Below are 24,102 nucleotides of genomic sequence, written 5' to 3' on the forward strand. Positions count from 1 at the left end.
GTTTCTTCCATAAGCTAAGTTTTCATGTATTACAGGAATGTTGCCGATGTAGTGATGTAGTACCAACCAGATGATAACTCTTGCTGATTAAATCTTTCTCCTGTTAGTCGACAAAGATTTAAACAATCCTTTTTCTTTCCATTGGTCGAAATACTTTTGATAGCCCATTTCTTCAGCAGTCATTGTGTAATTTTCATCTCCCAATTTAAAAGTATGAGTTCCTGACAAGGCTTCATAGGTCGGATTACCTTTTGCATCCCCAAAAAGCGTTTCGAATGTATTCACATCCACTGAATTTGTTGTTCCGTTCTCATAGGTTTCAAGCAAAATGTAATCAACTTCCTCTTGAGCAAGTGCTGCTTGCCCCTTAAAAATCAATCCAGCTTCATTTAATGACAAATATAATTGATTCATGTCAACATCTACTCTCCCTAAAAATTGCTACTTAAATGGCAACTCGTTCTTGTGCTATTGAACCAAAAATTCGCCAAGACATAGAAAAATCCTTCTTCAACATAACTGCCATGATTGTGACACAAGAAAGGTTCTCTTCATTTATTAAAGGAATGCTGCCCCGTTTCTGCCATAAGCTAGTTTTAATTAATCAGGAATGCTGCCCTTTATAACCTTAAAATGATTAAACTACAATTGTTGAGTATATATTCATTATATTAAACAAAGCATAAAAAAACCTATGAGTTAACCAACTATGTTCAGAAGACAAAGGCTAACAGAAATTATATTGATTCCCATTATTGAGGCAACCGTATCCATTTTAAAAACTCTATGGCTAAGATCTTCCCTTTTAAAAGAGATAGAGAAAATCGCAAAGATAGATGAACCTAATATATTGAGAAAATCAGGAAAAGTGACTTTGGACAGATATGTGTAAGTTTAAATCCTCCTTTTTTATTACAATATAAACCCAGCAGTTTTCGAACTTAACAGTTTGAAGACTGTTGGGTTTATTAGGTAAAGTTTTAAATTAAACTACAGTACGTAGTTGCAAAAGTTCTTTCGTTTACGTTATTTATAAATTTCATTCTTTCCAAAAATTTTTAAAATACTTTAAGAAAAAGTAAATTCCAAAAAACAACACTCCTAAGGTAGTAGCCCCAAATCCAATAATTATAATTATAGGGATAATCATTTTAAATATCCTAATTGTTTACAAGCCTTTTTGATCTGAGAATACTTTTTCCATTTACTACAATATCCTGACATTGAAAGTTTATACAAATCATTTATTATATTCACAATAATAGCAAGGGCAACAAATGCAGCAACTGTTGTAGCTGCTGCTAGTAGTACAGCTGGTATAGCTCTACCATTCTTTTTAATGTCGTCTTTTGCTAATTCATCGTCAACCACAACCTTATCAACTTCAGCAATTTCCCCTTGAGTAAGAAAGTTTGAAAATAATGCATCAATATTTTCAATCTCCTTTTCAGTTAAGGTTGTATCTTTAACTAGGTTTTTGTCAAACTTGTACACTCCATTTTCAATAGTAATCCCATCATTTATTGCTTGTACACTACTATTAAATTGCTCATCAGTTATTTCTTCCATAATACCTAATAAATCATTTTCGTCACTTGAAGCGCTTACGATTGATTCCGCAGAAACACTTTGATTATATTTAGGTAAAGCAGCCCCTAAACATAATATAATTACCACTAATACAATTAGTTTTTTCATTTTTTTCATTGATATACCTCCATTTATTTGGCTTCTAACAAAGTATATCAATATCTTTTTCAAATTAATTGAATTAATAGAAAAGTTCAATTAATAGCCATAACACTGGAAGAATTGGTAATAAATATAAGTCCTTCACTTCAATAAATCTAAAGCTTCGATAGTCCCAACACTAAATTCTTCCGTTCTTCCTTCTTTAACTTTTATCATAGTCGGTGTACCTGTAATTTCTATTTCTGCACTCACAATCGGTTTTGTATTACCAAGTGGTGTGTTATGAACAGCTACTATCCTTTCATCCTCTGTTAATTCAATGGACCACTCAACCTCACGATCATACAAGAATTCATCCATATTCACATGTCCATTTATTATTTCTTTGCCATTTTTAACCTCGCCAATAACCTGGTCGTATTCTTTATGATGCTGTTCCCAATCATACCAAGCAGCTTTATTCTTATCATTTTCCATATCGACAATATAAAGGGGATACTTTTCCCTATACTCTAATACTGTTTGTTCTATTTCTTTACAAGAAGAACAAGTTTTCTGCCAAAAATACACGATATATTCCTTTTCTTCCTGATTAAAAGTTTCTTCTGCACGAATCCTGTTTATATCATAAATTGTTCGTTTCTGATCTTTCTTCAATTCAACTGGTATGAAAATAACAGCAAATGATAAACACACCAAAAATGCAAGCGACCCATTTCCATTTAGTATTCATTGCAGCCTCCTTTCAATTTATTTCTATTTTATCGAAAGAATTATTTCAATTACATAGCCAAAAAAGCGTTCTAATTAATTATTATTAGCTTAAAAAAAGATACAAAAAAAGCCAGACATCGCTGCCTGACTTCTTTACTATCATTTTACTTATACAACTGCTGCATCTTTTTTTCTTTTATTTGTTTTGTTTGTAAGAACATTTTTAAGATAAGGCATTGTATATCTGTCTAATCCGAATTTACCTGCATTTGCTCCTGCTACTACGACGAAGATTGCAAGAAGAATCATTTGGGCATTTGTGCTTACTGTACCGCTGAATAAGAAAGAGAAGTTCATCATCATTCCCATAATGGCTGCAAAGTTAGTGAATAAACCTAGAATTAAGGCAATACCTACAAGTAGTTCTCCCCATTGTACTAGGAATGTGAACAGACCGGCATTCGGTAATGCAACGTTTTCTAAGAATGCTGCCCACCAGCCTTGTACCGCAGGATGATCGCCTGTGCTAGAAGCAATGGCTCCTTGAAGGAAACCACTTGCATCAAAGCTGCCGCCCACTATTTTTCCATAACCAGCATGAATAAATTGATAACCAAGATAAATGCGGAATACTGCTAAAATACCTGCTGCGATATTATTTTTTCTTAATAGGTCTAACATTTTACTCCAGCTCCTCTATTTTCATTTGTTCACTACTTCACAAGATCTTGTATGTTTTTACTACACTGTTATTGTAGCATGTTTTTTTCTATTGAATAAAAAGTACTAGTAAGCTTCACATAATTGCAATATTCTCTTGTATATTCTGTGAATTTTTTATTTAAAGGGTTTCTTTTCTTCTCATTACATGATTTTCTGTGTCTTACAAGGAAGTCTGTAATAGATGAAAAACCATCCCCTTTTCGTCATGGGATGGTTTTTTCATCTATTATATATGGCGTCACTTTCTCGCATGCAACAAGTCTTTTTTCTTTTTTTCAGTGGCAAAATAAAGTATTGCGATAATTGGAAATGCCGCTCCAATCCATAACACAGCACTCCAGCCGCCTTTTGCGTATGTCAAACCTCCAACCGCAGAGCCGATAGCGCCTCCGAAGAAGAAAATAGCCATAAACAACCCATTTAAACGACTGCGGATTTCTGGACTTAATGAGAAGAGAGTGCGCTGTCCAAGAACAAGATTTGCCGATACACCTGCATCCAATAGAATCGCAGAAACGACGAGTATAACTATTCCTGTATTGGAACCAGTATGAATCTGCAGCGGCAACAGCAGGGAGATGATGACGGTGGCGAGTGCCACTCCTGTTGCTGGTCTGGTCCACCCCCTATCTGCCAACCGCCCAGCTATTGGTGCAGCAATTGCACCTGCTACACCGACAAGTGCAAATAGTGCAATCTCTTTTTGTGAAAAATCAAATGTTGGACCTGCTAAAAACATTGGCACTGTTGTCCAAAATAAACTAAATGACGCAAAGACAAATGCATGATAAGCAGCTCTTCGTCTTAATATTGGTGTTGTTTTCAGCAAATACCACATCGAACCGAGCAAAGCTTTATAGCTTGTGTTTGTAGTAGGTTTTCTTTCTGGCAGCACCTTTAATAGTACGAAAGCCAAAAGCATTACTGCTGCTGCAGAAAAAGCGAAAACAAAATTCCAGCCAAAATAGTCAGCTACCAAGCTTGATAATGGACGGGCAAGCATTATGCCTAGTAACAAACCGCTCATCACATTGCCGACAACACGGCCTCGAGAAGAATCGGATGCAAGGTATGATGCAAAAGGCACAAGTACTTGTGCTGCGACTGATCCTAAACCGATGAAAAAGGAAGCTGCTAAAAATGGGGCCTCCTGCTTTGTTACTGAAGTGATGGCAAGGGCTATCCCGGTGAGAAGCAGCGCGAAAAAAACTAATTTTCGGTTCTCCATAATATCACCTAAAGGCACTATAAATAACAAACCTATAACATAACCAAACTGTGTTAAAGTTACAATCAAACCAGCACTGGTTGCAGACAATCCGATGGACTCACTGATGATTCCCACTAGTGGCTGTGCATAGTAGAGATTAGCAACAATAATACCGCATGCTGCAGCTATTAGTATGGTTAACCACGACGGGATATTTTTTTCCATTGATTGAGATTTAAAAATAGACATTCAAACAACTCCTTATAAAATATGGTTTTATTCATTCCTGCTACTTCTTTTGGAACTTGGTTTTAGTCCCTCTCCTTTTAATTTTAAATACTAAACGTTTAGTTCATTAATTAATGATTAAATAATATACTGAACGTTTAGTTTTGTAAATAGGCAAACCGGATTTTATTTTGGATACTTAACTGATATACTGAACGTATAGTTTTTTTATAGAATTAATGAATGAAAGGAAGATCTTCATGAATGGAAAAAGAGGCCGGCCCCGCAATGTGGAAACACATAAGGCTATTCTTTCCGCTTCTTATGAATTATTATTAGAAAACGGCTTCCAAGCCGTTACGGTTGATAAAATAGCCGAGCGTGCTCAAGTCAGCAAGGCAACGATTTACAAGTGGTGGCCGAATAAGGCTGCTGTAATAATGGAGAGTTTCCTAGATGCTGCCACTGCTAGGTTGCCTGTGCCTGATACTGGTTCAGCATTAGATAATATTGTCATTCACGCTACTAACTTAACCAATTTTTTAACCAGTCGAGAAGGGACAATCATAACGCAGTTACTAGGTGAAGGACAGTTTGATTCAGGATTGGCAGAAGCCTATCGAACTCGTTTTTTTCGCCCTCGCCGACTGGAGGCAAGAGGTCTTTTGGAGCAGGCAATCGCACAAGGAGAATTGAAAGAAGGACTCGACATTGACATATGCATTGATCTCATTTATGGGCCGATTTTTTATCGATTGCTTGTTACTGGAGATACATTGGATGAAACATATGTCCAGCATTTAGTAGAAAACGCCTTTGCAGGAATTCGTTCTTAAGTTGTAGTTTATTGTAAGAACAATGTACATAAGCAAACTCATAACACTGGAGGTCCAACTTAATAGCGGTCCTCCCCCTTTCTAACTTTTAACGATTGCTCACATCCTATCTACCTTAGCTAACTCTATTAAAACTCCTTAGCTTTTTAAAATAATTAGAAGTAATTAGTTGACTTATTTTTTTAAAATGCTTAATATAAAACGTAATGATTACGATTTATATTAATTTATAATACAAATCGTAATCATTACTATTTACATAACATTCGAGGCAATCTATATTAAATTTGCTCTCTTATATTTAATCAGGAGATGACTTTTCAATGAAATTAGTTATTGTAGGTGCAGGGCCATCTGGAATTGGCTTAGGTATCTTATTAAAGAAAATGAACTTTGAGGACTTTGTGATTTTAGAAAAGGAAGAAATTGGTGCCAGTTTTCGAAAATGGCCAAAGGAAATGAAGCTGATTACCCCTTCCTTTACAGGGCATGGATTCGGGATGTTAGATTTGAATGCCCTGACTCCTGAAACTTCTCCAGCGTTTACTTTCGGGAAAGAACACTTAACAGGCAATGAATATGCAGATTATCTTCAATTATTAGCTCACCACTATAAATTGCCAATAAAGAAGGCTTATGTTGATAAAGTAGTTAAAGATAAAAATAAATTTCTGTTATATACAGACAAGCAAATGATAGAAGCACCTTTTTTAGTTTGGGCAACAGGTGAATATCAAACACCTAATTTAAAACCCTTTGAGGGTGCGGAGCTTGCTCTTCATAACAGTTTAGTTAAATCGTGGGATAACTTGCAAGGAGATGAATTCACCGTTATAGGCGGATACGAAAGCGGAATAGATGCTGCCTATCATCTTACAGCAAATGAAAAGAATGTTACAGTCATTTCTAGAAGTGCTCCATGGGACAATGTTGAGGCTGATCCGAGTAAATCCTTGTCTCCTTTTACAAAGGAAAGATTAGAAATTGCTGATGAGACAGGTCGGTTAGAACTGCTTGATGTAGAGGTTTTAAAAATCTCTAAAAGAGATGATGACTATGTATTATTTTTGTCTGATGGAACTACTCATGTTTCAAAAACCCGACCAATTTTAGCTGCTGGTTTTATTCCTGGTGTTAAACAAATTTATTCTCTTTTTGAGTGGGAAAATGAACAGTCGCCTAAATTAACAGATAAAGATGAATCTACTATTACTGCAGGGGTATTTTTAGCAGGACCAAATGTTAGGCATCAGCAGGTTATTTTCTGCTATATATATAAATTCCGCCAAAGATTTGCTGTGATTGTTAAAGAAATACTTGATCGTACTAATTTCCAATATCCAACCGAAATTTTTGATTTATACCGAAAAAACAATCTGTTTTTAGACGATTTATCTTGTTGCGAGGTGAATTGTGAGTGTTAGAGGAGAAAATTCAAACCCAAAGCCTAAATTCATTAATTTTAGGCTTTGAATCTTCTGGAAAATCAACCTTATTTACTAAGTTAGCTGGTAGGTCGATAGGTAATGAAATAAATGTGAAAGGATCAACTATCCATAATGAAAGTACTTATTTTGTGAATGGAAATTTAATTGATACACCCGGCATTAATAACGCAAATTCACTAATACAGACAAAACTTTATGAAGATATATATAGTGCTTCTACTATTATTCTTGTAGTAAGAGGTACACATTTTGCAGAGGAATTGGAAGAGCTGTTTCCTTATATTGAAAAAGCAACCAAAAAGATTCTTTTATTTGTTACCTTTTCAGATAAAATGTCTCCTGAAGGTAAGAGTTTGCTTCTTAAACAAATAACAAGAAAAAAGCTGCCTATCTTTATTGTAGATACCCGAAAAGTAGAAAAGGATACTGTTAACTTATTTAAAGAGTGTTTAAAGGAAAATGATACGATAAATCAATCACAACTAAAGGAACTTATAAACTTACCGATTTCTAAAGTAGACCCACCTACTCTGTTTTTTGAAAAAAGTTACTTTGGCAAAAGCTTCGTTGCTTTATTAAGTTTAGTAGCCATGTTTTTGTTTCCTGTTATCGTCGCATACCAGTTTTCTAACTTGTTACAGCCGTTGATTGAAAAGTATATACTCAGTCAACTTACACTATTCTTTACTAGTGCTCCCAGCATTATTAAAGAAATTTTCGTAGGGAACTATGGACTATTAACACTCGGAATTTATTCCTTTATTTGGGCCTTTCCAGTTGTGTTGATGATTAGCTGCAGTAAAGCAATGACAGAAGAATCCGGCATAAAGGATCGCATAGTAGATACATTGGAACCAATGTTATATAAAATTGGTTTAACTGGCAGAGATATACTACCGATCATCACTGGGTTTGGCTGTAATGTTGTTGCAGTCTTTCAAAGCAGAGGTTGTCATACTTGCAACAGGTCCCAATGTATCTCGTTTATCTCTTTTGGGTCTGCATGCAGTTATCAAATTGGTGCAACTTTATCGATTTTTAATTCAGCCCATGCTGTGTGGCTTTTCTTTCCCTATATTTTCCTGTTACTTACAGGGAGTATCATTCACAATTATCTGTGGTTTAAAAAGCAATCATTCCCTCCATCAACTATTACTAGAAAAGCTTTTATTCAAAAACCAAAATTAAAAACGATAAAGCTTCAAGTAAGTAGTGACTTAGCGCAATTTTTTAAGCAGGCAATGCCTATTTTTCTACTTATTTGCATTACTGCTAGTCTGTTGCAATATATGAATATCATTTCGTTTATTGCTTTACTGTTTCATCCTTTATTACAACTTTTCCATTTGCCAGTAGAAGGCGCAGCAGCTTTGGCTTTTTCAATAATAAGAAAAGATGGAATCCTTATTTTAAATGAAGGAAATGGCGCGCTGTTTTCTATCCTTACTAATTTCCAATTATTCTTATTAGTGTTTTTAGCCTCTACATTGACATCATGTGTCGTAACCTTGGCTACAATATGGAAAGAGTTAGGATTTATACAAGCTTTTAAACTTATAGGTCAACAATCACTAACAGCGATTTTACTTGGATTATGCTTAGTAGCAGGTAATCATATCATTCACTTTATATAAAAACTGTACAATTGTTGATGCAGACAATAAAGATGAAGCCAAAATGAAAGTGGAGCAGTATACGGTATATGTACACCAATTATGAGAAGTTTTTCTATCCGCCACCATAATCTTAACAAGTTAATGATAAATGCCCCCCTACTCCAAAAATAGGGGGGCATTACTCTGGTTATTAACTTATTACCAACTTGCTTTCTTAACACCTGGAATTTGCCCTTTATGAGCATACTCTCTGAAGGCAATGCGGGACATTTTAAATTTTCTTAAGTACCCTCTAGGTCTGCCAGTAACTTCACATCTGTTTTTTAGGCGTGTTGGAGAGGAATCTCTCGGAAGTTTTCTAAGTCCTTCATAATCACCTTTTTCCTTTAATTCGATCCGAATAGCTGCATACTTTTCCACCATAGCTTGCCGTTTTTTCTCTTTTACTACTTTAGATTTTTTTGCCACTTATTTTAACCTCCTTTTATAAATCGAAACTATTACGATTTAAAAACTATAACTAATTAATCAATACTTATTTTGTTTCTCTATGCAAAGTTCGTCTTTTTAAACGTGGGCAATATTTCATTAATTCTATTCTATCTGGATTATTTCGTTTGTTTTTTGTAGTAATATAGTTTCTGTCTCCTGTTTCTGTACATGCCAATGTAATATTCACTCTCATTTTTGTTCCTCCTGATTCTTTTATTAGACGTTAAATGATGGAAATGGGTCTAAAAATTTGGTCCAATCTTTAGCCATTTCTATCTCTGTAAGAAGACACTTATCTAAATCATTTTCTAGTTGCTTTTGATCCATTCCAATGCCAATCAAAACTAACTCTGTCATTCGGTCACCATGCACAGGATCCCATCTTTTTTGCAGCACAGCATCTTCCTCTAGAATTTGGTTAATTTCCGTATCCGGGTATGTAGCTACCCATTTCCCAGCTCCTTGAATCGATAAAGATGTGCCTGCTTGTGATAACAGCCCAGAATCATTATTCCTAGTCGCTAGCCATATAAACCCTTTAGCACGTACCACTTCTGCTGGCCATGTTTCAATCCAAGCCATTAGTCTAACTGGATGAAACGGCTTCTTTCTCCGATATACAAAAGAAGATATTCCATATTCTTCTGTTTCAGGTATATGTTCCTCATTAAGTTCTTTCATCCAACCTGCACTTTGGCTAGCAGCTTCAAAATCAAAAAGGCCTGTATTTAACACTTTATCGAGTGGAACTTGTGAAAATTCACTTCTGTATATTTTCGCTTCAGGGTTAAATTGTTTAATGATTGCTGTTAATTTTTCTTGATTTTCTTTTGAAATTAAATCCATTTTGTTCAGTAAGATAACGTCGGCAAATTCTATTTGATCTATTAGCAGATCAGCTACTTCTCGAACATCCAGTTCATCAACAGCTTGTTTACGATCCAGCAAGCTTTCCCCTGAACCATAATCATGCCAAAACCGATTAGCATCTACTACCGTTACCATAGTGTCCAGTCTACAAAATTCAGTTAGATCAATCCCCATACTCTCATCCACATATGTAAATGTTTGCGCAACCGGGATTGGCTCACTAATACCGCTGGATTCAATTATAATATAATCAATATCACCGTTTTGGGCGAGTTTTTCCACTTCTATTATTAAATCCTCGCGAAGTGTGCAGCATATACAGCCATTTTGCATTTCTACCAGCTTCTCGTCTGTTCTCGAAAATCCTCCCTGCTTTACCAATGATGCATCAACATTAATTTCACTCATATCATTTACGATAACAGCAACTTTAAGATTTTCTCTATTAGATAAAATATGATTAAGCAGTGTTGTCTTACCTGAACCAAGATATCCGCTTAATACCATTACCGGGATTTTTTTATTACTCAAAAATTTTCACTCCTTACAATAACAACTACTATTGCATTATACACGGATATTATGTAAATCGCAATAATTACGATTTACATTTTAGATAATTTAATTCTTCTACCTGTTAATCAATAATGTATAAACGAATATAACAGGTATTAAACGACTTATGACCAAATTACTTCTGTACCTTTTATATATCGTCTTGCACTACCAGCTGGCTGCTGGATTTATATAGGACTAGTCAGCTTCATCCAATAAATATAATTCTGGCTCTACTATTTTATTTTCAATAATAATAAATTTGTGTGAAGTCATTAGTGAAGTGTGAAGCGTATGAATTCAATCGCCGCATAAGCACATACTAAGCTCATACCACCTAGTCTCACAAAATTATCTGCTTCCTTTTCAAACTCTTTCAATATATTAAAAATTCCTTCCTGCTCGCCCCATTCCACATGTGCCCAACACTTTATGGATATATTTTCTCTACAAAAGGAGACAGTATTTTTGTAAGATTATTGAAGATTACAGAAGGTTGAAAGCTTCCTGTTGAAAAATAATAATCAAAATTATTTATAGTATGCACATATGATAATTGTTCTTTCGTCAATATGTTTTCTAACTCCTTGTGTAGATCAAGTATTAACTTTTCACTTTCGAAGACTAAAATATGCTTTTCTTGTTCTATGGCAGAGAGGATATAATCAATCACCTTATTTAAATATTCTTTCTGGTCTGTTATATTATTAAAAATATGAACATAATTATTATTTTTTATGATGCTAGAAAATAATGCTTTCACTGTCATTTTCCTTTTTCCAATCGTTCCATTAATATGTATACACTATAACAAAAAGCCAGACTTCCTAACAGCTTACGATTTATTACTTCCATAATTCTTCTGTCTTAATCACTTTATCATCTACATTTTGTACCGTAAATTTCATACTTGAATTATTAGGATACGATGCAATTCCATCATAGAACTTCATTTTCATTATTTCTATAGTGCTTTCCCAAAAATCAATTGCTTCATTCATACTTCCCTATCATGATGTTGGGAAGTAAATCCAATAAGCTGTCCATCTGGTATTGCTCCCGCAGTTAAGTAATTTTGTTATGCTTCCTCCTCAACTGTTTTTTGCACCTGAATAATCTGAAGAAGTTTGGAAAGAATCATCAGACGTTCCCCACACACATGCTGTTAAGATGATACTAAAAAGAACGATACCAACTAGCCTCTTTTTTATGAATAAATCTCCTTTAAAATTTAGTATTTTCTCTTCATTATTGCAAAGATTATATATTAACTGATTATACAGGATGGGAGGTATACTTCTTGAACAAAAGCAAAACGATAAGTGTTTCAGAAATAGGATCTCTGTGGCAAACATATCAAGAAAAAACATTAATTATGAGGATCTTAGAGTACTTTATTAAAAAATCAGATGATATGGAAGCTAGAAACATCCTAGGTGGCTTATGGCAAGAACTTAATTTTTTTGTTATGGAAATAGAGGAGCTTTTTTCCGAGCAAGGAATAGTAAAGCCAGTAGGATTTACTTCAGAAGATGTAAATTTGGAAGCTCCTAAGTTATATGATAATGGGTTTGATATTATGTTTATTCGTGTGCTAAAGGAAGTAAGTATGGGATTATATACATTAAATATGAACATGTCTTACAATAAAAGAGTGATGCAAATATATGAAGGACTTACTACTGTAACTCAAAAGATTTACAAGCTTTCGACATGTTACTTGCTTGAAAAAGGAATTCTTTCCCTTCCTCCTCAAGTGACATTGCCGAAAAAAACCGAATATATCGAAAGTAAAAAATATCTGGAGGGTTTTAAGCTAACTGGTGATAAAAGAGCTTTAAACGATCTAGAAATCGGCATTCTGCATCATAATCTTCAGTCCAATAACATTGGGGTTCAGCTGATTACCGGCTTTGCACAATGTGCACAAAATAATGAAGCAAGACATTACTTCCAAAGAGGCAAGAAACTTGCGAAGAAACAAATAAAAATGATGGAGGAAATTCTTCGAGAAGGTGATGTTTCATTTTCCACCTCGTCTGCAGGTTCGGTCACCACATCAACAGTTCCGCCCTTCTCTGACAAGCTTATGATGCATTGTATCTACATACTTAATGGATTTGGACTTGTTGGAGCAGGGACAGGTGCTTTCTTTAGTTTAAGAAATGATCTTTCAATGAAGTCGATTATGCTTGCGAAAGATGTATATTTTTTCGCTCAAGAAGGCATTAAAATTAAAATTAAGCACGGATGGTTTGAGGAACCACCTCAAATGGAAGACCGCAATCAGATCATTAAGGATAAGAGCTGAGTTCTGACATTATCTTATTACTTTAAAAGCCATCCACTTGTAAAAGGGATGGCTTTGTAATTACCTTCGTTAATCTTGGAACTTACATTCTTTTAAGCTTTGCTTAACATCTGATTAAGTGATTTTAATTCTTCCTCCATTTCAGTGAGCCTTTTTTGTAAAGGAGCTAAGTTTCCTTTTACATACTCCAATTTTTCTAAATTATCTTGAACCTGTAAATATTCGTTCTTCAATTCCAGAATTTTATATTCAATGTCTTTTTTATTCATTTTTTCCTCCCTCTATGTCGTATATAGATATCTCATTTCTAGTTTAACTTTTTGTTCGCAATAATCGCAATATATTTAAAGTTACGATCATAGCAGCTTCTGTATCACTTCATACTGCCATTATCTCCTGTTAACATAACTGTTTGCATAATTCCACTATATACTAAGAGTTTCTTGCGCAAACGCGAAGTTTTCACGGAAAATATCTGCCACCGATATTACTGCAAAATAACTACTGTCTTCTCCTTTTTTCACACTTGATTTACATAGGCTTTGACTTTACTTAATGAGACATTCATAAGCGGTTCTTATAGGTCACTAAATTGCTAAAAAAATAGCTGCCAAATTGGCAGCTATTTTATGTGAAAATCACTGATGTTTATATCTTCTTTTTTTTCGGATAGCCAATAAGAATAGCAATAATACCGCAGATGCCGATGAGAATAGGATAAAATGAATACTGCATGATACTCACTGGAGATATTCCGGCTACGCTTGCCGCTGCCAGTATTTGAGCTCCGTATGGTAGAAGACCTTGGAACGTACATGAGAAGAGATCCAATATACTTGCAGACTTTCGTGGTTCTATTCCATACTGATCAGCGATATTTTTTGCGAGAGGACCTGTAATTAATATAGCAATAGTATTATTAGCCGTTGATATATCGGCTAAGCTCACTAAACCTGCAATACCAAATTCTGCACCCTTTTTGGATTTAATTCTCTTAGTCACGAGATGCAGCAGAAAGTCGATACCACCGTTAAACTTAATAACTTCCACCATTCCAGCTATTAATATTGCCAGAAAGGCTATTTCATACATGCCGGCCATTCCTTCTCCAATCTTTTGCAGAAGGCTCATTATTTGATAGCTGCCATCTAATAAACCAACGGCTCCGGCGAGAACAGTCCCTAATGCTAAAACAAGGAATACATTCATACCTGCTAATGCAAAGATAATAACTAGAAGGTATGGAACGATTTTTACCCAACTATAGCTTAAATGCTCAACTTGCGACGTTCCCCCGATTGTAATAACTCCTAAAATAATGCTCGTTATAATAGCTGCTGGCAATACAATCCAAAAATTAACTTTAAATTTATCCTTCATTTCTGCACCTTGTGAACGAACAGCCGTAATGGTTGTATCGGAAATAAAGGATAAGTTATCGCCAAACATTGAACCGCCAACAATACCAGCCATTACTAAAGCCATGGAAATATCGGTATGATCGCTTATCCCAACACCAATTGGTGCTAGTGCAACAATTGTTCCCATTGAAGTACCCATTGATAGGGAAATGAAGCAGGCAATGATAAATATACCTACGACAAGCAAGTTTTGCGGAACAAAGGATAAAGTCAGATTAACAGTGGAGTCCACCGCTCCCATACCTTTTGCTACTTCTGAAAATGCTCCGGCTAAGAGAAAAATGACAACCATCAGCATTACATTGGAATTTCCTGCTCCTTTGCAAAATATATCAACTTTTCGTTCAAAAGTTTCCTTACGATTCATCGCCAGTGCCACAGCACCCGAAATAACGATGGCTACTAGGACAGGAAAAGCATAGAAATCACCTGTAATAACCCCTGAACCAATAAATAAAATCAAAAAAACAACAAATGGAATCAACGCCCATGGATTCCCTTTGTTCATTCAAAAACCTCCAAAGAATATGAAATAAAACGTTTTTTTGCAACAAAAAAGACCTTATCTTGAACGACAAGAAGAGGTCTTATATTTATCTATAAAACACTCCTCTTATCTTTCAAGCTGGTGCTTGCTGGATTTGGCACAGCAACTTAAATGTTAAGTTCCGCTGCCGAGATATCATCGGGCCAGTCCCTCCATCTCTCTTGATAAGAAGATATTAATTTATTTTTTGTCACAATAGTTAGTAGAATACCATGATTGTGGATCACTTTTCAACCTATTTTTTTAGATCATCTGGTTTCTTGATGAAAAGTTCTAGTAGGACTATGCTTTAGGCAGCTAGTTTTTAAACCTCTCTGCTTTGATGTTTCTGGATTTCTTTTGTTAATTTACTTTGCCCACACTTAATGCAAAGTGTTTCCAAAGAATTTTCTCCACTTCATTGTGTTCTGAATCCATACATTCAATTATAAGAAGAACTTCCGTTTTTTTGCCTTTTACTCTAACGCTTACTTTTTTTCTCCGGTGGATAAATAAATCGATAATTAAACCAAAAATAAAACCAGATATCGCTCCAATTAACCCCCAATAAATTGGCCCCCACTCTAGTTCAAATCCCCTGCTTGCTCCTAACACAGAAAAAAACACAGAAAAAACGATTCCTTTATTTATTAAGGAGACTCCATCTGACTGATGGATTGTATCAAAAAGCCCAACGCTCTCTGTATTAATAGAATCTAAAGGGACAGTTAAAATATTATGAATACCTTTTTGTTCAATCTCTCTTATTGCTAGTTCCAATTGAAGAGAATATTCAAAAGTAGAAAAAACTTGCATCGTTATTTCACCCGGTTACTTTTAAATTTTAAGTTAAAGGATTGATAATTATTTATTAAAAACATCTTTTGTTCTGCTGCAAAGAGTTTATTATTCTCAACAGTATTTAAATACGTTTCATAAATATTAAAGAAATATAATGACGGCAAATAAAAGAACCATTGTTTATCTAAGATATCTGTTGATTTATGAATATCTCCTAATAATAAGTAATGAAATGCAGCAATTACATGGGAAAAATGTACAAAGAAGACAGTTGTTATAAGGACGAAGATGGCTGAAAATATTTGATGCAAATATAACTGACCCATACCCGGTATACTTAATGACCAAATGACTGCGATGAGTGGATCTCTTTTATCCACATAATTTATTTCAAAGGGTTTTACAGTGATCGCTTCAATTGGTGGTTCTTCTTTTTCAGCTAATAAATAAATATTATTTAATTCTACCGTTGCACGGTAACTGTCCCATATGGCAAACAAATAAACAGGTATATACATGTACACATAATTAACATTTAATACATCTTTTGCTAACTGAATTTCTCCCATAAAGGAATAGGCCATTGCGAGGTTTAATTGAGATTTCTGGTTAATAAATACTTCCCAAATAATAAGGGCAAATCCTCTTATATATTTATGAAGTAATAAGTGCCCATAGCCAGGAAAAGTAACAGACCACAAAGCTACTATATAAGGGCTTCTCGGATGGATATAGGTTGTGCCCCAAATACTTATCTTGGCTAGTTTGCGACGAACTTTTTTAGTCATAGAGGTTCCTCCACGAATTTACTCAGGCTTACAACCTCAGAAATAATTAAGAATTTGAAAATTTGAAATACGCCCTTCGGTTTTGTATTATAAGTATGCTTCACAATGAGTATGAATATTTATTAATAACTAATTTTCCTTTAGTTTGCACATATAGGGTGTACCCGCACATCCTGAAAAAAACAGACAAAGCTGATATATCATTCCAATCCTTGAATTATTCAGACAACCAAAAGCCATATAACAACATGTCTACTCTTTGTTATATGGCTTTTTATAGTCAAAAAAATAAGATATAAACCAGCATTAACAATTAGATTAACTTATTAATAAGGCCTGTACATTTCGTAAAGAGGGTTATTTTGCATATTTATGTACTGAACCTTCCTCTTTAGTAAAGGGTTAGTTCATTAACTGATTTCGGTCAGCGGCAAATGGCGGTCTCTCTAACCATTCATTTTTAATAAGCAGATTCATACCATCCTCTGCATAGAGACCAATTTCTCCTAACAAGCGTGTGTAATCAGCACCTATGTCACGCCTCATTGAAGCAGAGAGTGCTGTCCCATAATTACCAACGCCAGCAGCAACCATTAAGGAGATATGAAACATCATTAATTTATCTGAAAAAGGAGGCTCTTTTATTGGCTGAATATGTGCATCCCAAGTTGTAGGAGCAGGCAAATCATTTTTAATTAAATACTTACTGAAGATTTCCACATGTTTCTTAGAAATCTCCTTTCCTCGTTTCATATACTTTTTTACTTCGTCTGATTTGACTACTTGTCCAAAAGTAGTAGCCATTGCTGACCCCATATGATTCGTTTGGATATTTGAGAATAAGTGAGTAACCTCACTAGCTGTTAATGGTCTTTGCTTTCCCCACCATCCTGCTATAAACCCTTGTTGCTCTACCATATCTACTTCTTCTAAATAAGGGATATAGGGAGAACGAATTTCAAGTCCTTTAGATAATAATAAACTTGCCGCCTCATTGAACAACTCCATAGTCGAAGAAATACAAGACATAAAATGTTCCTTCACATCCTTACGAAAGGTATGTGGCAATATGACACTGTAAGTTGCTAAAGCTCCCTTAGTCATCTGTCTTGTATATAGAAGGAAAAATTCATCAGAAAATAACCGAGGAGAATTTACATTAACATCTTCATCTGTAAAACCATGTGGTATAATATGACCTTCTTCTTTAAATATGTCTGAGATAACTTTTACATGCTGTTGTGACAAATCTAATGCATGTTCCAACACTGTTTTGATTTCTGCATCTTCTACTTTTGCTAAATAATACTTATACACACAAATGTAAAGAGAATCACTAAGATAATTGGCCCATAATCCACCAATTTCAGATGATGTGAGACGAATATGATGATTTTCCAAAGTAGTTCCCTCCGTTTTTACTATAGCCCTTTACTTACCATAGCTCTTCTTCTCATTGTCTTTCAGTTCTAGGACATTTTCTAATTTGAATGACATAATAAAAGAAATTCCTAAATTATTCAGACACTCCTAGCTTTATTATGTTTTAATTAATACTCTTTATACCTCAATGAAAGCAATACATAAGGAATCTGCTATCCTTGAAGATAAATATATCCCAACTGAATATTTTATAATTTCAAAATATTACCCTCTGTACAGCAAGCTAATTTGCTTTGCAATATATTCTGAGCTATATTGAAGTCCATTTCTTATCCACCACATAATAATTCCTACCAAAGATGCTGTTTTAATCTCAACTGTTACATAATCTTCTGGTAAATCTGTATGGGAGTTGTCCCTTCTCGTTTCTACTAAATGTTTTAGCATGCCAAATAGCTGCTCTTCAAAGTCATCCATACTAAATAATCGAAGCAAATAAATACGATGAGCATAAAGATTATCAAGCATTTGGGTTAGTTTCTGTTTTTCTGATAAATCTTTTGTGTGGGTAAGTGCCGTGATTTTTTCAGAAAGGCTATTTAGAAGCTCATCAGCGATTTGTGCAAGTAAATCTTGAATGTCCTGATAATGTAAGTAAAAAGTTGTGCGGTTTAAGTTAGCTTTCGTTGTAATTTTTTTTATCGTTAAGTCTGTAACAGAATGGTTCTCAGCTAATAGTTCAAAAACGGCATTTTTTATCATTTCTTTAGAACGAATGGAGCGAGGATCTTCCTTTTTATATATAGTCATTTTTAACTCCTTTGTAGTTTTTCTGCTAGTTTCATCGACACTTAAAGTTATGATTGTCGAGTAATAGACAAAGTCTAAAAATCTGTTCATGGTCATGGAATACTTATTTTGATACTATGAACTTTATCGACACGATGTCGTAAAACTAATTATGAAACAAAGGAGTTATGAAATGCAAATGGAAATAACAGATACAAATAAAAAGATTTTAATGGTTGTGCTCATTGCAGGCTGTTTTTTATCTACCTTAAATCAGACTTTATTAAATGTTGCACTAAGCAGTTTAATGGATGTCTTTAAGGTGAATGCTGCCACTATTCAATGGTTATCAACGGGCTTTATGCTAGTAAATGGCGTCTTAGTTCCTATTACTGCTTTTTTAATGAAGCGGTTTACTACTAGACAATTATTTATTAGCTCTATGTTCTTTTTGTTGGTTGGTTCGATATTATGCGGAATAGCCACGAATTTCAGCATCTTGCTAGTTGGACGAATGATTCAGGCTATTGGAGCAGGTATAATTATGCCTCAGATGATGACAGTTATTTTATATTTATATCCTCTTGAAAAGCGTGGAAGCATTATGGGAACCATTGGTTTTGCAATGATTTTCGCTCCTGCAATTGCCCCGACCTTATCTGGGTTTATCATTGAATATGTGTCATGGAGATGGCTGTTTATTGGATTAGTTCCGTTTGTTGTTTTGGTGATATTGTTAGCATTCAAATTTTTGATGAATGTTTCAGAAACTTCAAAAGCAAAATTAGATATACTCAGTGTTACTTTATCAACGCTAGGGTTCGGGTGTATTTTATTTGGATTCAGCAGCGCAGGAAGCAAAGGCTGGGATCATCCAGTGATACTGACTACTCTTGTAATTGGAATAATTGTGACTACCCTTTTCTGTATGCGTCAATTAAGAGCTAACGACCCTTTACTCAATTTAACTGTTTTTAAGTATAGAATTTTTAGCCTTACATCCTTTATTAACATACTGATTACTATGATTATGTATGCAGACCTTATTCTTTTACCTATTTACCTTCAAAATGGACGAGGGTTTAGTGCATTTGAAGCTGGCCTGTTACTGTTGCCTGGAGCTGTGATTAATGCGTTTTTATCTCCAGTCACAGGTAAAATGTATGACAAATACGGGGCTAGACCTCTCTTTGTAACTGGTTTAGTATTTATCATTATTTCTATGTGGGGAGCTATCGATTTAAGTGAATCAACTACTTATATGTATTTAATGGTTCGGACTATTATTTTAAGAATCGGACTGAGTTGTATTACAATGCCTTTAAATACGGCAGGATTGAATGCTTTACCTAGAAACTTAGGTTCACATGGATCAGCAGTTAATAATACAATTCGTCAATTAGCTGGTGCCATCGGAACAGCCGTTGTCATTACTGTCTATACAGTACAGGCAAGTTCACATGCTACAGAGCTGGCCATAAAAGATGAAAATACGTCTGCTGCAATGCTTGCTAAATTAGCCTCTATTTATGGCTCAAGTGATGCTTATTTATTTATGTTAGTATTATCCTTTATAGCACTCGTTGTAGCATGCTTTATGCCTAAAAAGGCTGCTGTTATCGAAACAAAAGTAAATCAGACATAAATAATCAGCGACAAGGAAAGCATATCAGTTCTTCTCAGATATGCTTTTTAATGTTGGTATTCATCTTCCAACCACATTACTATATAAGAAGTAATTTACACTAATACTTACTTTTTCATTAAGTATGGATTTTTTCTTAAGCCTGCTCTTTTTATTTCAGAATTAAAATCAATATATATTTCGGCTTTTGCATACCCGTCATCCCAAGTATCTTTATACTTCTTGAAATGTTGATAGTCTTGTTCTCTAAGGCTTTCTCCTAATCCAAAAATATCAGCATTAAACTCTTCTTTTGTTTTAACAATTAATTTCTTAATGCTTTCTTCCATCATATCATTCATCGCTTTTTCTAATCCTTCAAAGGCACCAGCTTCACTAATATCCTCTAGGCAATTATTACCTTCCAAATATCCCTCTGTCTTTATTTTTATATAAAATTTTGGTATTCCGTTTGTCTCCTTTGCCGTAATTTTTGTTTTAGTATGTGTAATATGATAACCAAACCTTTTTTCACTCTTTTCACATTTTGCCGTTAGCACTGTATTTTTTATCTTCCCTTGTACAAAGAGCATATCCCTAACTTCATTTAAATTCGCATACCCGGCAAGTTTGCCCATTTTGAATACTGCCATAGAATCTACTATTATTTGACTATCTGGTACCTCTGTTTTTAAGTTATCAGTACTTCCGCCCTTTTTAGGATCTCCTTGTATGTGAACTGCAGGCAAAACAGGAGCTTGTCCAAACGAATTATATATACGAACATAATCGTTAAGCTTAATATCTGGTGCCCCGCCCCACTCCTTTTGCATCGTGTTTAATTGTGTAAATAATTTAAGCGAAGGGCTTTTTTTGTACATATTAGTTACTTTTAATATATCTTCAGCGTTGCTTCCTTTTACGACGACGATCGCAAAATCATCTCGAATTTCTCTGTTTCGATCAAAGAAGTCCATAAAATCTAGGATGCCATCCTTGGCTAATTCCTCACTTATCGCTAACAATCTCGTATGTGAGAATACAGGATGAGTAGCATTAACAATATTAAATTTAGAAGCAATCTCAGCCACAGTATTGCCTTCCAACGAGGAAACATTTGACGGAGCCGAACCAGTTGCTGTTTGGGTTGTCATTTCTCTTGCTTCTGTTGTTTCTATCGTTAGTCTATATTTATGTGACTCTCCTTTATCAACTCCTATACCTGTAACAATAGAAAGCTTTGACATTTCATTTCTATCCCAACATCCTGTTAAAAGAAAAAGTAAACATAGAAGGGAAAAACAATTTAAGTACCTCATAATTCTATCTCCCCAGAATACACCTGTAATCAAGTGACTAATAATATTTGTAAGGTCTTAAACAATTAAATCCTCTTATCATCTTTGAAGAATAATTATTCACTTCTCAGTACCGTATCTTGCCACCTTTGATATACATACATAATGAGAGACATGACAGTCATCAAAAGCACTGATTCAAATCCATTCATTTCTTGCCGTTCAAATAAATGAAGCTTCCCGTAAAAGGGGGTTACAATATAGCTCTGGAAGATATCAAATAGCAAATTAATAATAAAATACAACAGGAAATTTCCATATGTAAAATAAAAAATCAATAAAGTCCCTACAGCAAACATCCCATAAACTGATGGAGATATATTAGTTAAAAAAGGCAAATTTTTCGTAACAGTAAACCAATTTAGTTTTTGTGCTAACTGATATACGACTGAGTTTAAAACAATGGATAATAACAATACTGGAAAGAATCTTTTTACCTTCTGCTTATCAAAAAACAACAATAGTATCCACGGTAAAATTAGTAAGGACCACCATAATATTTGACTCATTATATTATCACCTATCATCTATACTTTACTTTTAATATGTGTACCGGTGGTAAGATTAATACAAGAAGTAAACTAAGACCAAAGTGAAAACATAGCTTACTTATTTTATTACTAGAAATGAATCCCTATCTCACAGAGAATTAGGAATCTTTTCTTTTTTATTCTTCTTTGTAATTATCTACTGAGTAGTGTTATTGTATCTATAGGCAAAATGTTTCCTTCACTAAACATTTTGAAACTCAGTCAAACTTACTAACACTTTATAAGGTGGTGAAGATGCTTGTTAAGTAGACTATCTAAACAGATGCCAACTAAAAATAAGGTATTGTATACCCTTTTATTACTTTCCTTTGTACTCTCTATTATTTTTGTTCAAAATAACTATTCCTTATATGAAAAACCTATTGCTAAGGTCATGAAAACAAATATAGAGGAAGTGACTGCAGTAAAAGATGCAAATAATGAAGATCGGATACATGTACAAAATATCGTTGCTGAATTACAAAATGGCAGTGACAAAGGTAAAAAGATATATTTGATTAATGAATATTCAGATTTTAAAGCTTTAGATAATAAACTTCATGCAGGTAATGATTTATTTGTTTCTCTCCATGATAACCATAACGGTAAATTAACTGGCACGATTCTTGATGTGAAACGTGATAAATATTTACTGATGATTGCATGGGTCTTTATAATAGTTTTACTTTTGATTGGAAAAAAGCAAGGGCTGCTGTCCATTATCAGTTTAATTGTTAATGCTTTCCTTTTATCTTACGCATTAGATTTATACATAAATAATTCAACCTTGAGCTTAGTCTGGATTTGTGTCTTTAGCGTTATATTATTTACTATAGTTACTTTATTGTTAGTAAATGGATTTAATGAAAAGACATATGCTGCTATTATTGCCACTCTGCTTGGAACCTTTAGCTCCTTATTAATTACGTATCTAGTTCTTTTCATAACTGGTGAGAAGGGACTTCGCTATGAGGAACTGCAATTTATTACGCGCCCATACAAAATGGTTTTTATGGCTGGTTTATTCATTGGTTCATTAGGAGCTGTAATGGATGTAGCCATTACAATGTCCTCTACCGTTTTTGGATTGTATGATAAAAACAATCATATACCGATAAAGGCTCTTATTAAATCTGGCATGGAAGTTGGCAGAGATATTATGGGGACGATGACTAATATTCTGTTTTTTGCGTATGTCAGCGGTTCGATTCCTCTTCTCATTCTCTATTTTAAAAATGGCTCACCATTTGGCTATACTCTTTCCCTGAACCTATCATTAGAAATTGCTAGAGCTTTAGCCGGGGGCATAGGAATAGTACTAACAATTCCTATTGGCCTATACACAACTATATTTTTTGTGAATCGAAAGAGGAAAAGTCTATGAATGTATTAGTATTGCTTGCCGTTATATTATTTCTCTTAATGTTCATTTTTGGTGGAAGAAAGGGTGTAAAGTCTTTTTTTGCTATATTTTTGAACTTTGGTGTCATTATTTTCACGGTTATACTAATGAACGACGCAAATTTCAATCCAGTTATTTTAACTATTGTTGCATGTGTCATAATTAGCTGTATCAATTTGTTCTATATAAACGAAGTCAATAATAAGACAAAGCCGGCCTTTATATCAACACTTATTTCTACAGTTTTATTGCTGATAATTATTATTTACACAACTAATAAGGCGATGATTCAAGGGTTTGGTGAAGAAGAAATTGCAGAGCTTGGTATGTTTTCCTTTTACATAGGCTTAGATTTTGTAAAAATTGCAGCATCTGTCATTATTATGAGTACGATAGGTGCGATAACAGATACCGCTATAGCCGTCTCTTCCCCTATGCGAGAAATGCAATATCATAACCCAAACATAAGCCGAAAAGAGTTATTCCTTTTTGGTATGAGTATTGGAAGAGATATATTAGGAACGAGTACAAATACGTTGTTTTTCGCCTTTGTCGGAGGATATTTGGCTTTGTTAATTTGGTTTAAAGATTTGGCTTATTCTATTGGAGAAGTAGTAAATTCAAAAATTTTCAGCTCCGAAATGATTACCATACTTTGTTCTGGTATTGGAGTTGCGATTGTTATTCCTATCACTGCTTGGGTAACTGCGTACTTTTTAACAAAAGCTAATAAATCAAACAATACAGTAAGTTAAAACAGTTAGCTTATTTTGGAAACTCCAAAA

The 24,102-nt window shown here is 34.3% G+C and carries 24 protein-coding genes and 1 riboswitch; of the genes, 7 read left to right on the forward strand and 17 right to left on the reverse strand.

Translation table 11 applies throughout. The features are described 5' to 3' along the window. Nucleotides 1-87: 87 nt before the first annotated feature. The 5 genes from LXM54_RS20955 to LXM54_RS20975 all read right to left on the reverse strand — a co-directional run bounded on the left by LXM54_RS20955 (nt 88) and on the right by LXM54_RS20975 (nt 4,588). Entirely contained in the window at nt 88-414 is a 327-nt protein-coding gene (locus LXM54_RS20955; protein WP_233317188.1) for a hypothetical protein, read from the reverse strand. A 732-nt stretch (nt 415-1,146) separates the two neighbouring features. Continuing rightward, the gene (locus LXM54_RS20960; RefSeq protein ID WP_233317189.1) at nt 1,147-1,707 is read right to left on the reverse strand and encodes a hypothetical protein; all 561 of its coding nucleotides are present in this window, start codon (nt 1,705-1,707) and stop codon (nt 1,147-1,149) included. A gap of 126 nt (nt 1,708-1,833) precedes the next feature. After that, complete coding sequence (locus LXM54_RS20965) at nt 1,834-2,388, reverse strand: thioredoxin domain-containing protein (protein WP_233317288.1); 555 nt, start codon at nt 2,386-2,388, stop codon at nt 1,834-1,836. Nucleotides 2,389-2,574: 186 nt separating this feature from the next. Further along, nucleotides 2,575-3,087, reverse strand: coding sequence for a DoxX family protein (locus LXM54_RS20970; protein WP_233317190.1), 513 nt, complete (start codon nt 3,085-3,087; stop codon nt 2,575-2,577). A gap of 280 nt (nt 3,088-3,367) precedes the next feature. Further along, entirely contained in the window at nt 3,368-4,588 is a 1,221-nt protein-coding gene (locus LXM54_RS20975) for an MFS transporter (protein ID WP_233317191.1), read from the reverse strand. Nucleotides 4,589-4,827: 239 nt separating this feature from the next. Here LXM54_RS20975 and LXM54_RS20980 point away from each other — a divergent pair, with 239 nt between their 5' ends. The 3 genes from LXM54_RS20980 to LXM54_RS20990 all read left to right on the forward strand — a co-directional run bounded on the left by LXM54_RS20980 (nt 4,828) and on the right by LXM54_RS20990 (nt 8,485). Then, complete coding sequence (locus tag LXM54_RS20980) at nt 4,828-5,403, forward strand: TetR/AcrR family transcriptional regulator (protein WP_233317192.1); 576 nt, start codon at nt 4,828-4,830, stop codon at nt 5,401-5,403. Nucleotides 5,404-5,726: 323 nt separating this feature from the next. Then, nucleotides 5,727-6,827: an NAD(P)/FAD-dependent oxidoreductase gene (locus LXM54_RS20985; RefSeq protein ID WP_233317193.1), complete on the forward strand. Its 1,101-nt coding sequence runs from the start codon at nt 5,727-5,729 to the stop codon at nt 6,825-6,827. After that, complete coding sequence (locus tag LXM54_RS20990) at nt 6,821-8,485, forward strand: nucleoside recognition domain-containing protein (protein ID WP_233317194.1); 1,665 nt, start codon at nt 6,821-6,823, stop codon at nt 8,483-8,485. The genes LXM54_RS20985 and LXM54_RS20990 overlap by 7 nt, the downstream gene beginning before the upstream one ends. Before the next feature lie 180 nt (nt 8,486-8,665). Here LXM54_RS20990 and rpsN read toward each other — a convergent pair whose 3' ends face one another. The 4 genes from rpsN to LXM54_RS21010 all read right to left on the reverse strand — a co-directional run bounded on the left by rpsN (nt 8,666) and on the right by LXM54_RS21010 (nt 11,153). Next, a complete protein-coding gene (rpsN, locus tag LXM54_RS20995; RefSeq protein ID WP_233317195.1) occupies nt 8,666-8,935 on the reverse strand; it encodes a 30S ribosomal protein S14 in 270 nt (89 codons plus the stop codon). Nucleotides 8,936-9,002: 67 nt separating this feature from the next. After that, nucleotides 9,003-9,152, reverse strand: a complete 150-nt coding sequence (rpmG, locus tag LXM54_RS21000; protein WP_233317196.1) for a 50S ribosomal protein L33 — start codon at nt 9,150-9,152, stop codon at nt 9,003-9,005. Nucleotides 9,153-9,175: 23 nt separating this feature from the next. Further along, nucleotides 9,176-10,336, reverse strand: coding sequence for a GTP-binding protein (locus tag LXM54_RS21005; RefSeq protein ID WP_233317289.1), 1,161 nt, complete (start codon nt 10,334-10,336; stop codon nt 9,176-9,178). A gap of 478 nt (nt 10,337-10,814) precedes the next feature. Continuing rightward, nucleotides 10,815-11,153 (reverse strand): hypothetical protein, encoded by a 339-nt coding sequence (locus LXM54_RS21010; RefSeq protein WP_233317197.1) that lies wholly within the window; start codon nt 11,151-11,153, stop codon nt 10,815-10,817. A gap of 531 nt (nt 11,154-11,684) precedes the next feature. Here LXM54_RS21010 and LXM54_RS21015 point away from each other — a divergent pair. Next, the gene (locus tag LXM54_RS21015; RefSeq protein ID WP_233317198.1) at nt 11,685-12,695 is read left to right on the forward strand and encodes a DUF3231 family protein; all 1,011 of its coding nucleotides are present in this window, start codon (nt 11,685-11,687) and stop codon (nt 12,693-12,695) included. 92 nt (nt 12,696-12,787) lie between these two features. Here the strand turns inward: LXM54_RS21015 and LXM54_RS21020 are convergent, their stop codons facing one another. From LXM54_RS21020 to LXM54_RS21045, 6 genes are all read right to left on the reverse strand, one after another. After that, nucleotides 12,788-12,964, reverse strand: a complete 177-nt coding sequence (locus LXM54_RS21020; protein ID WP_233317199.1) for an SE1832 family protein — start codon at nt 12,962-12,964, stop codon at nt 12,788-12,790. Nucleotides 12,965-13,343: 379 nt separating this feature from the next. Then, nucleotides 13,344-14,624 carry a Na+/H+ antiporter NhaC family protein gene (locus LXM54_RS21025; RefSeq protein WP_233317200.1) on the reverse strand — a complete coding sequence of 427 codons (1,281 nt, stop codon included), beginning with the start codon at nt 14,622-14,624 and terminating at the stop codon, nt 13,344-13,346. A gap of 102 nt (nt 14,625-14,726) precedes the next feature. Further along, nucleotides 14,727-14,834, reverse strand: a riboswitch (SAM riboswitch). Between the two features lie 171 nt (nt 14,835-15,005). Next, nucleotides 15,006-15,458, reverse strand: a complete 453-nt coding sequence (locus LXM54_RS21030; protein ID WP_233317201.1) for a hypothetical protein — start codon at nt 15,456-15,458, stop codon at nt 15,006-15,008. Between the two features lie 2 nt (nt 15,459-15,460). Beyond that, nucleotides 15,461-16,231 carry a hypothetical protein gene (locus LXM54_RS21035; RefSeq protein WP_233317202.1) on the reverse strand — a complete coding sequence of 257 codons (771 nt, stop codon included), beginning with the start codon at nt 16,229-16,231 and terminating at the stop codon, nt 15,461-15,463. 402 nt (nt 16,232-16,633) lie between these two features. After that, nucleotides 16,634-17,632, reverse strand: a complete 999-nt coding sequence (locus LXM54_RS21040) for a DUF3231 family protein (RefSeq protein ID WP_233317203.1) — start codon at nt 17,630-17,632, stop codon at nt 16,634-16,636. A 246-nt stretch (nt 17,633-17,878) separates the two neighbouring features. Continuing rightward, entirely contained in the window at nt 17,879-18,424 is a 546-nt protein-coding gene (locus LXM54_RS21045) for a TetR/AcrR family transcriptional regulator (RefSeq protein ID WP_233317204.1), read from the reverse strand. A gap of 172 nt (nt 18,425-18,596) precedes the next feature. On the opposite strand from LXM54_RS21045, the gene LXM54_RS21050 reads away from it, so the two are divergent. Then, the gene (locus LXM54_RS21050) at nt 18,597-20,048 is read left to right on the forward strand and encodes a DHA2 family efflux MFS transporter permease subunit (protein ID WP_233317205.1); all 1,452 of its coding nucleotides are present in this window, start codon (nt 18,597-18,599) and stop codon (nt 20,046-20,048) included. A 107-nt stretch (nt 20,049-20,155) separates the two neighbouring features. Here the strand turns inward: LXM54_RS21050 and LXM54_RS21055 are convergent, their stop codons facing one another. Together LXM54_RS21055 and LXM54_RS21060 are read right to left on the reverse strand one after the other, a co-directional pair. Continuing rightward, complete coding sequence (locus tag LXM54_RS21055) at nt 20,156-21,346, reverse strand: Ger(x)C family spore germination protein (protein WP_233317206.1); 1,191 nt, start codon at nt 21,344-21,346, stop codon at nt 20,156-20,158. A gap of 95 nt (nt 21,347-21,441) precedes the next feature. Further along, nucleotides 21,442-21,894, reverse strand: a complete 453-nt coding sequence (locus LXM54_RS21060) for a hypothetical protein (protein ID WP_233317207.1) — start codon at nt 21,892-21,894, stop codon at nt 21,442-21,444. A gap of 304 nt (nt 21,895-22,198) precedes the next feature. On the opposite strand from LXM54_RS21060, the gene LXM54_RS21065 reads away from it, so the two are divergent. Next, nucleotides 22,199-23,299: a YibE/F family protein gene (locus tag LXM54_RS21065; RefSeq protein ID WP_233317290.1), complete on the forward strand. Its 1,101-nt coding sequence runs from the start codon at nt 22,199-22,201 to the stop codon at nt 23,297-23,299. Beyond that, on the forward strand, nt 23,296-24,072 hold the full coding sequence (locus tag LXM54_RS21070; protein ID WP_233317208.1) for a YibE/F family protein: 777 nt from the start codon (nt 23,296-23,298) through the stop codon (nt 24,070-24,072). Before LXM54_RS21065 ends, LXM54_RS21070 begins: the two co-directional genes overlap by 4 nt. The last annotated feature ends 30 nt before the right edge of the window (nt 24,073-24,102 follow it).

It is taken from the genome of Bacillus sp. Au-Bac7, from assembly GCF_021341655.1.
Taxonomy (GTDB): Bacteria; Bacillota; Bacilli; order Bacillales; family Cytobacillaceae; genus Niallia.

Excerpts from the sequence above, each read along its gene's own strand:
- LXM54_RS20955 (WP_233317188.1), bottom strand. The coding sequence starts at position 414 with ATGAATCAATTATATTTGTCATTAAATGAAGCTGGATTGATTTTTAAG.
- LXM54_RS20960 (WP_233317189.1), bottom strand. The coding sequence starts at position 1,707 with ATGAAAAAAATGAAAAAACTAATTGTATTAGTGGTAATTATATTATGT.
- LXM54_RS20970 (WP_233317190.1), bottom strand. The coding sequence starts at position 3,087 with ATGTTAGACCTATTAAGAAAAAATAATATCGCAGCAGGTATTTTAGCA.
- LXM54_RS20975 (WP_233317191.1), bottom strand. The coding sequence starts at position 4,588 with ATGTCTATTTTTAAATCTCAATCAATGGAAAAAAATATCCCGTCGTGG.
- LXM54_RS20980 (WP_233317192.1), top strand. The coding sequence starts at position 4,828 with ATGAATGGAAAAAGAGGCCGGCCCCGCAATGTGGAAACACATAAGGCT.
- LXM54_RS20985 (WP_233317193.1), top strand. The coding sequence starts at position 5,727 with ATGAAATTAGTTATTGTAGGTGCAGGGCCATCTGGAATTGGCTTAGGT.
- rpmG (WP_233317196.1), bottom strand. The coding sequence starts at position 9,152 with ATGAGAGTGAATATTACATTGGCATGTACAGAAACAGGAGACAGAAAC.
- LXM54_RS21005 (WP_233317289.1), bottom strand. The coding sequence starts at position 10,336 with ATGGTATTAAGCGGATATCTTGGTTCAGGTAAGACAACACTGCTTAAT.
- LXM54_RS21010 (WP_233317197.1), bottom strand. The coding sequence starts at position 11,153 with ATGACAGTGAAAGCATTATTTTCTAGCATCATAAAAAATAATAATTAT.
- LXM54_RS21020 (WP_233317199.1), bottom strand. The coding sequence starts at position 12,964 with ATGAATAAAAAAGACATTGAATATAAAATTCTGGAATTGAAGAACGAA.
- LXM54_RS21025 (WP_233317200.1), bottom strand. The coding sequence starts at position 14,624 with ATGAACAAAGGGAATCCATGGGCGTTGATTCCATTTGTTGTTTTTTTG.
- LXM54_RS21030 (WP_233317201.1), bottom strand. The coding sequence starts at position 15,458 with ATGCAAGTTTTTTCTACTTTTGAATATTCTCTTCAATTGGAACTAGCA.
- LXM54_RS21035 (WP_233317202.1), bottom strand. The coding sequence starts at position 16,231 with ATGACTAAAAAAGTTCGTCGCAAACTAGCCAAGATAAGTATTTGGGGC.
- LXM54_RS21045 (WP_233317204.1), bottom strand. The coding sequence starts at position 18,424 with ATGACTATATATAAAAAGGAAGATCCTCGCTCCATTCGTTCTAAAGAA.
- LXM54_RS21050 (WP_233317205.1), top strand. The coding sequence starts at position 18,597 with ATGCAAATGGAAATAACAGATACAAATAAAAAGATTTTAATGGTTGTG.
- LXM54_RS21055 (WP_233317206.1), bottom strand. The coding sequence starts at position 21,346 with ATGAGGTACTTAAATTGTTTTTCCCTTCTATGTTTACTTTTTCTTTTA.
- LXM54_RS21060 (WP_233317207.1), bottom strand. The coding sequence starts at position 21,894 with ATGAGTCAAATATTATGGTGGTCCTTACTAATTTTACCGTGGATACTA.
- LXM54_RS21065 (WP_233317290.1), top strand. The coding sequence starts at position 22,199 with ATGCCAACTAAAAATAAGGTATTGTATACCCTTTTATTACTTTCCTTT.
- LXM54_RS21070 (WP_233317208.1), top strand. The coding sequence starts at position 23,296 with ATGAATGTATTAGTATTGCTTGCCGTTATATTATTTCTCTTAATGTTC.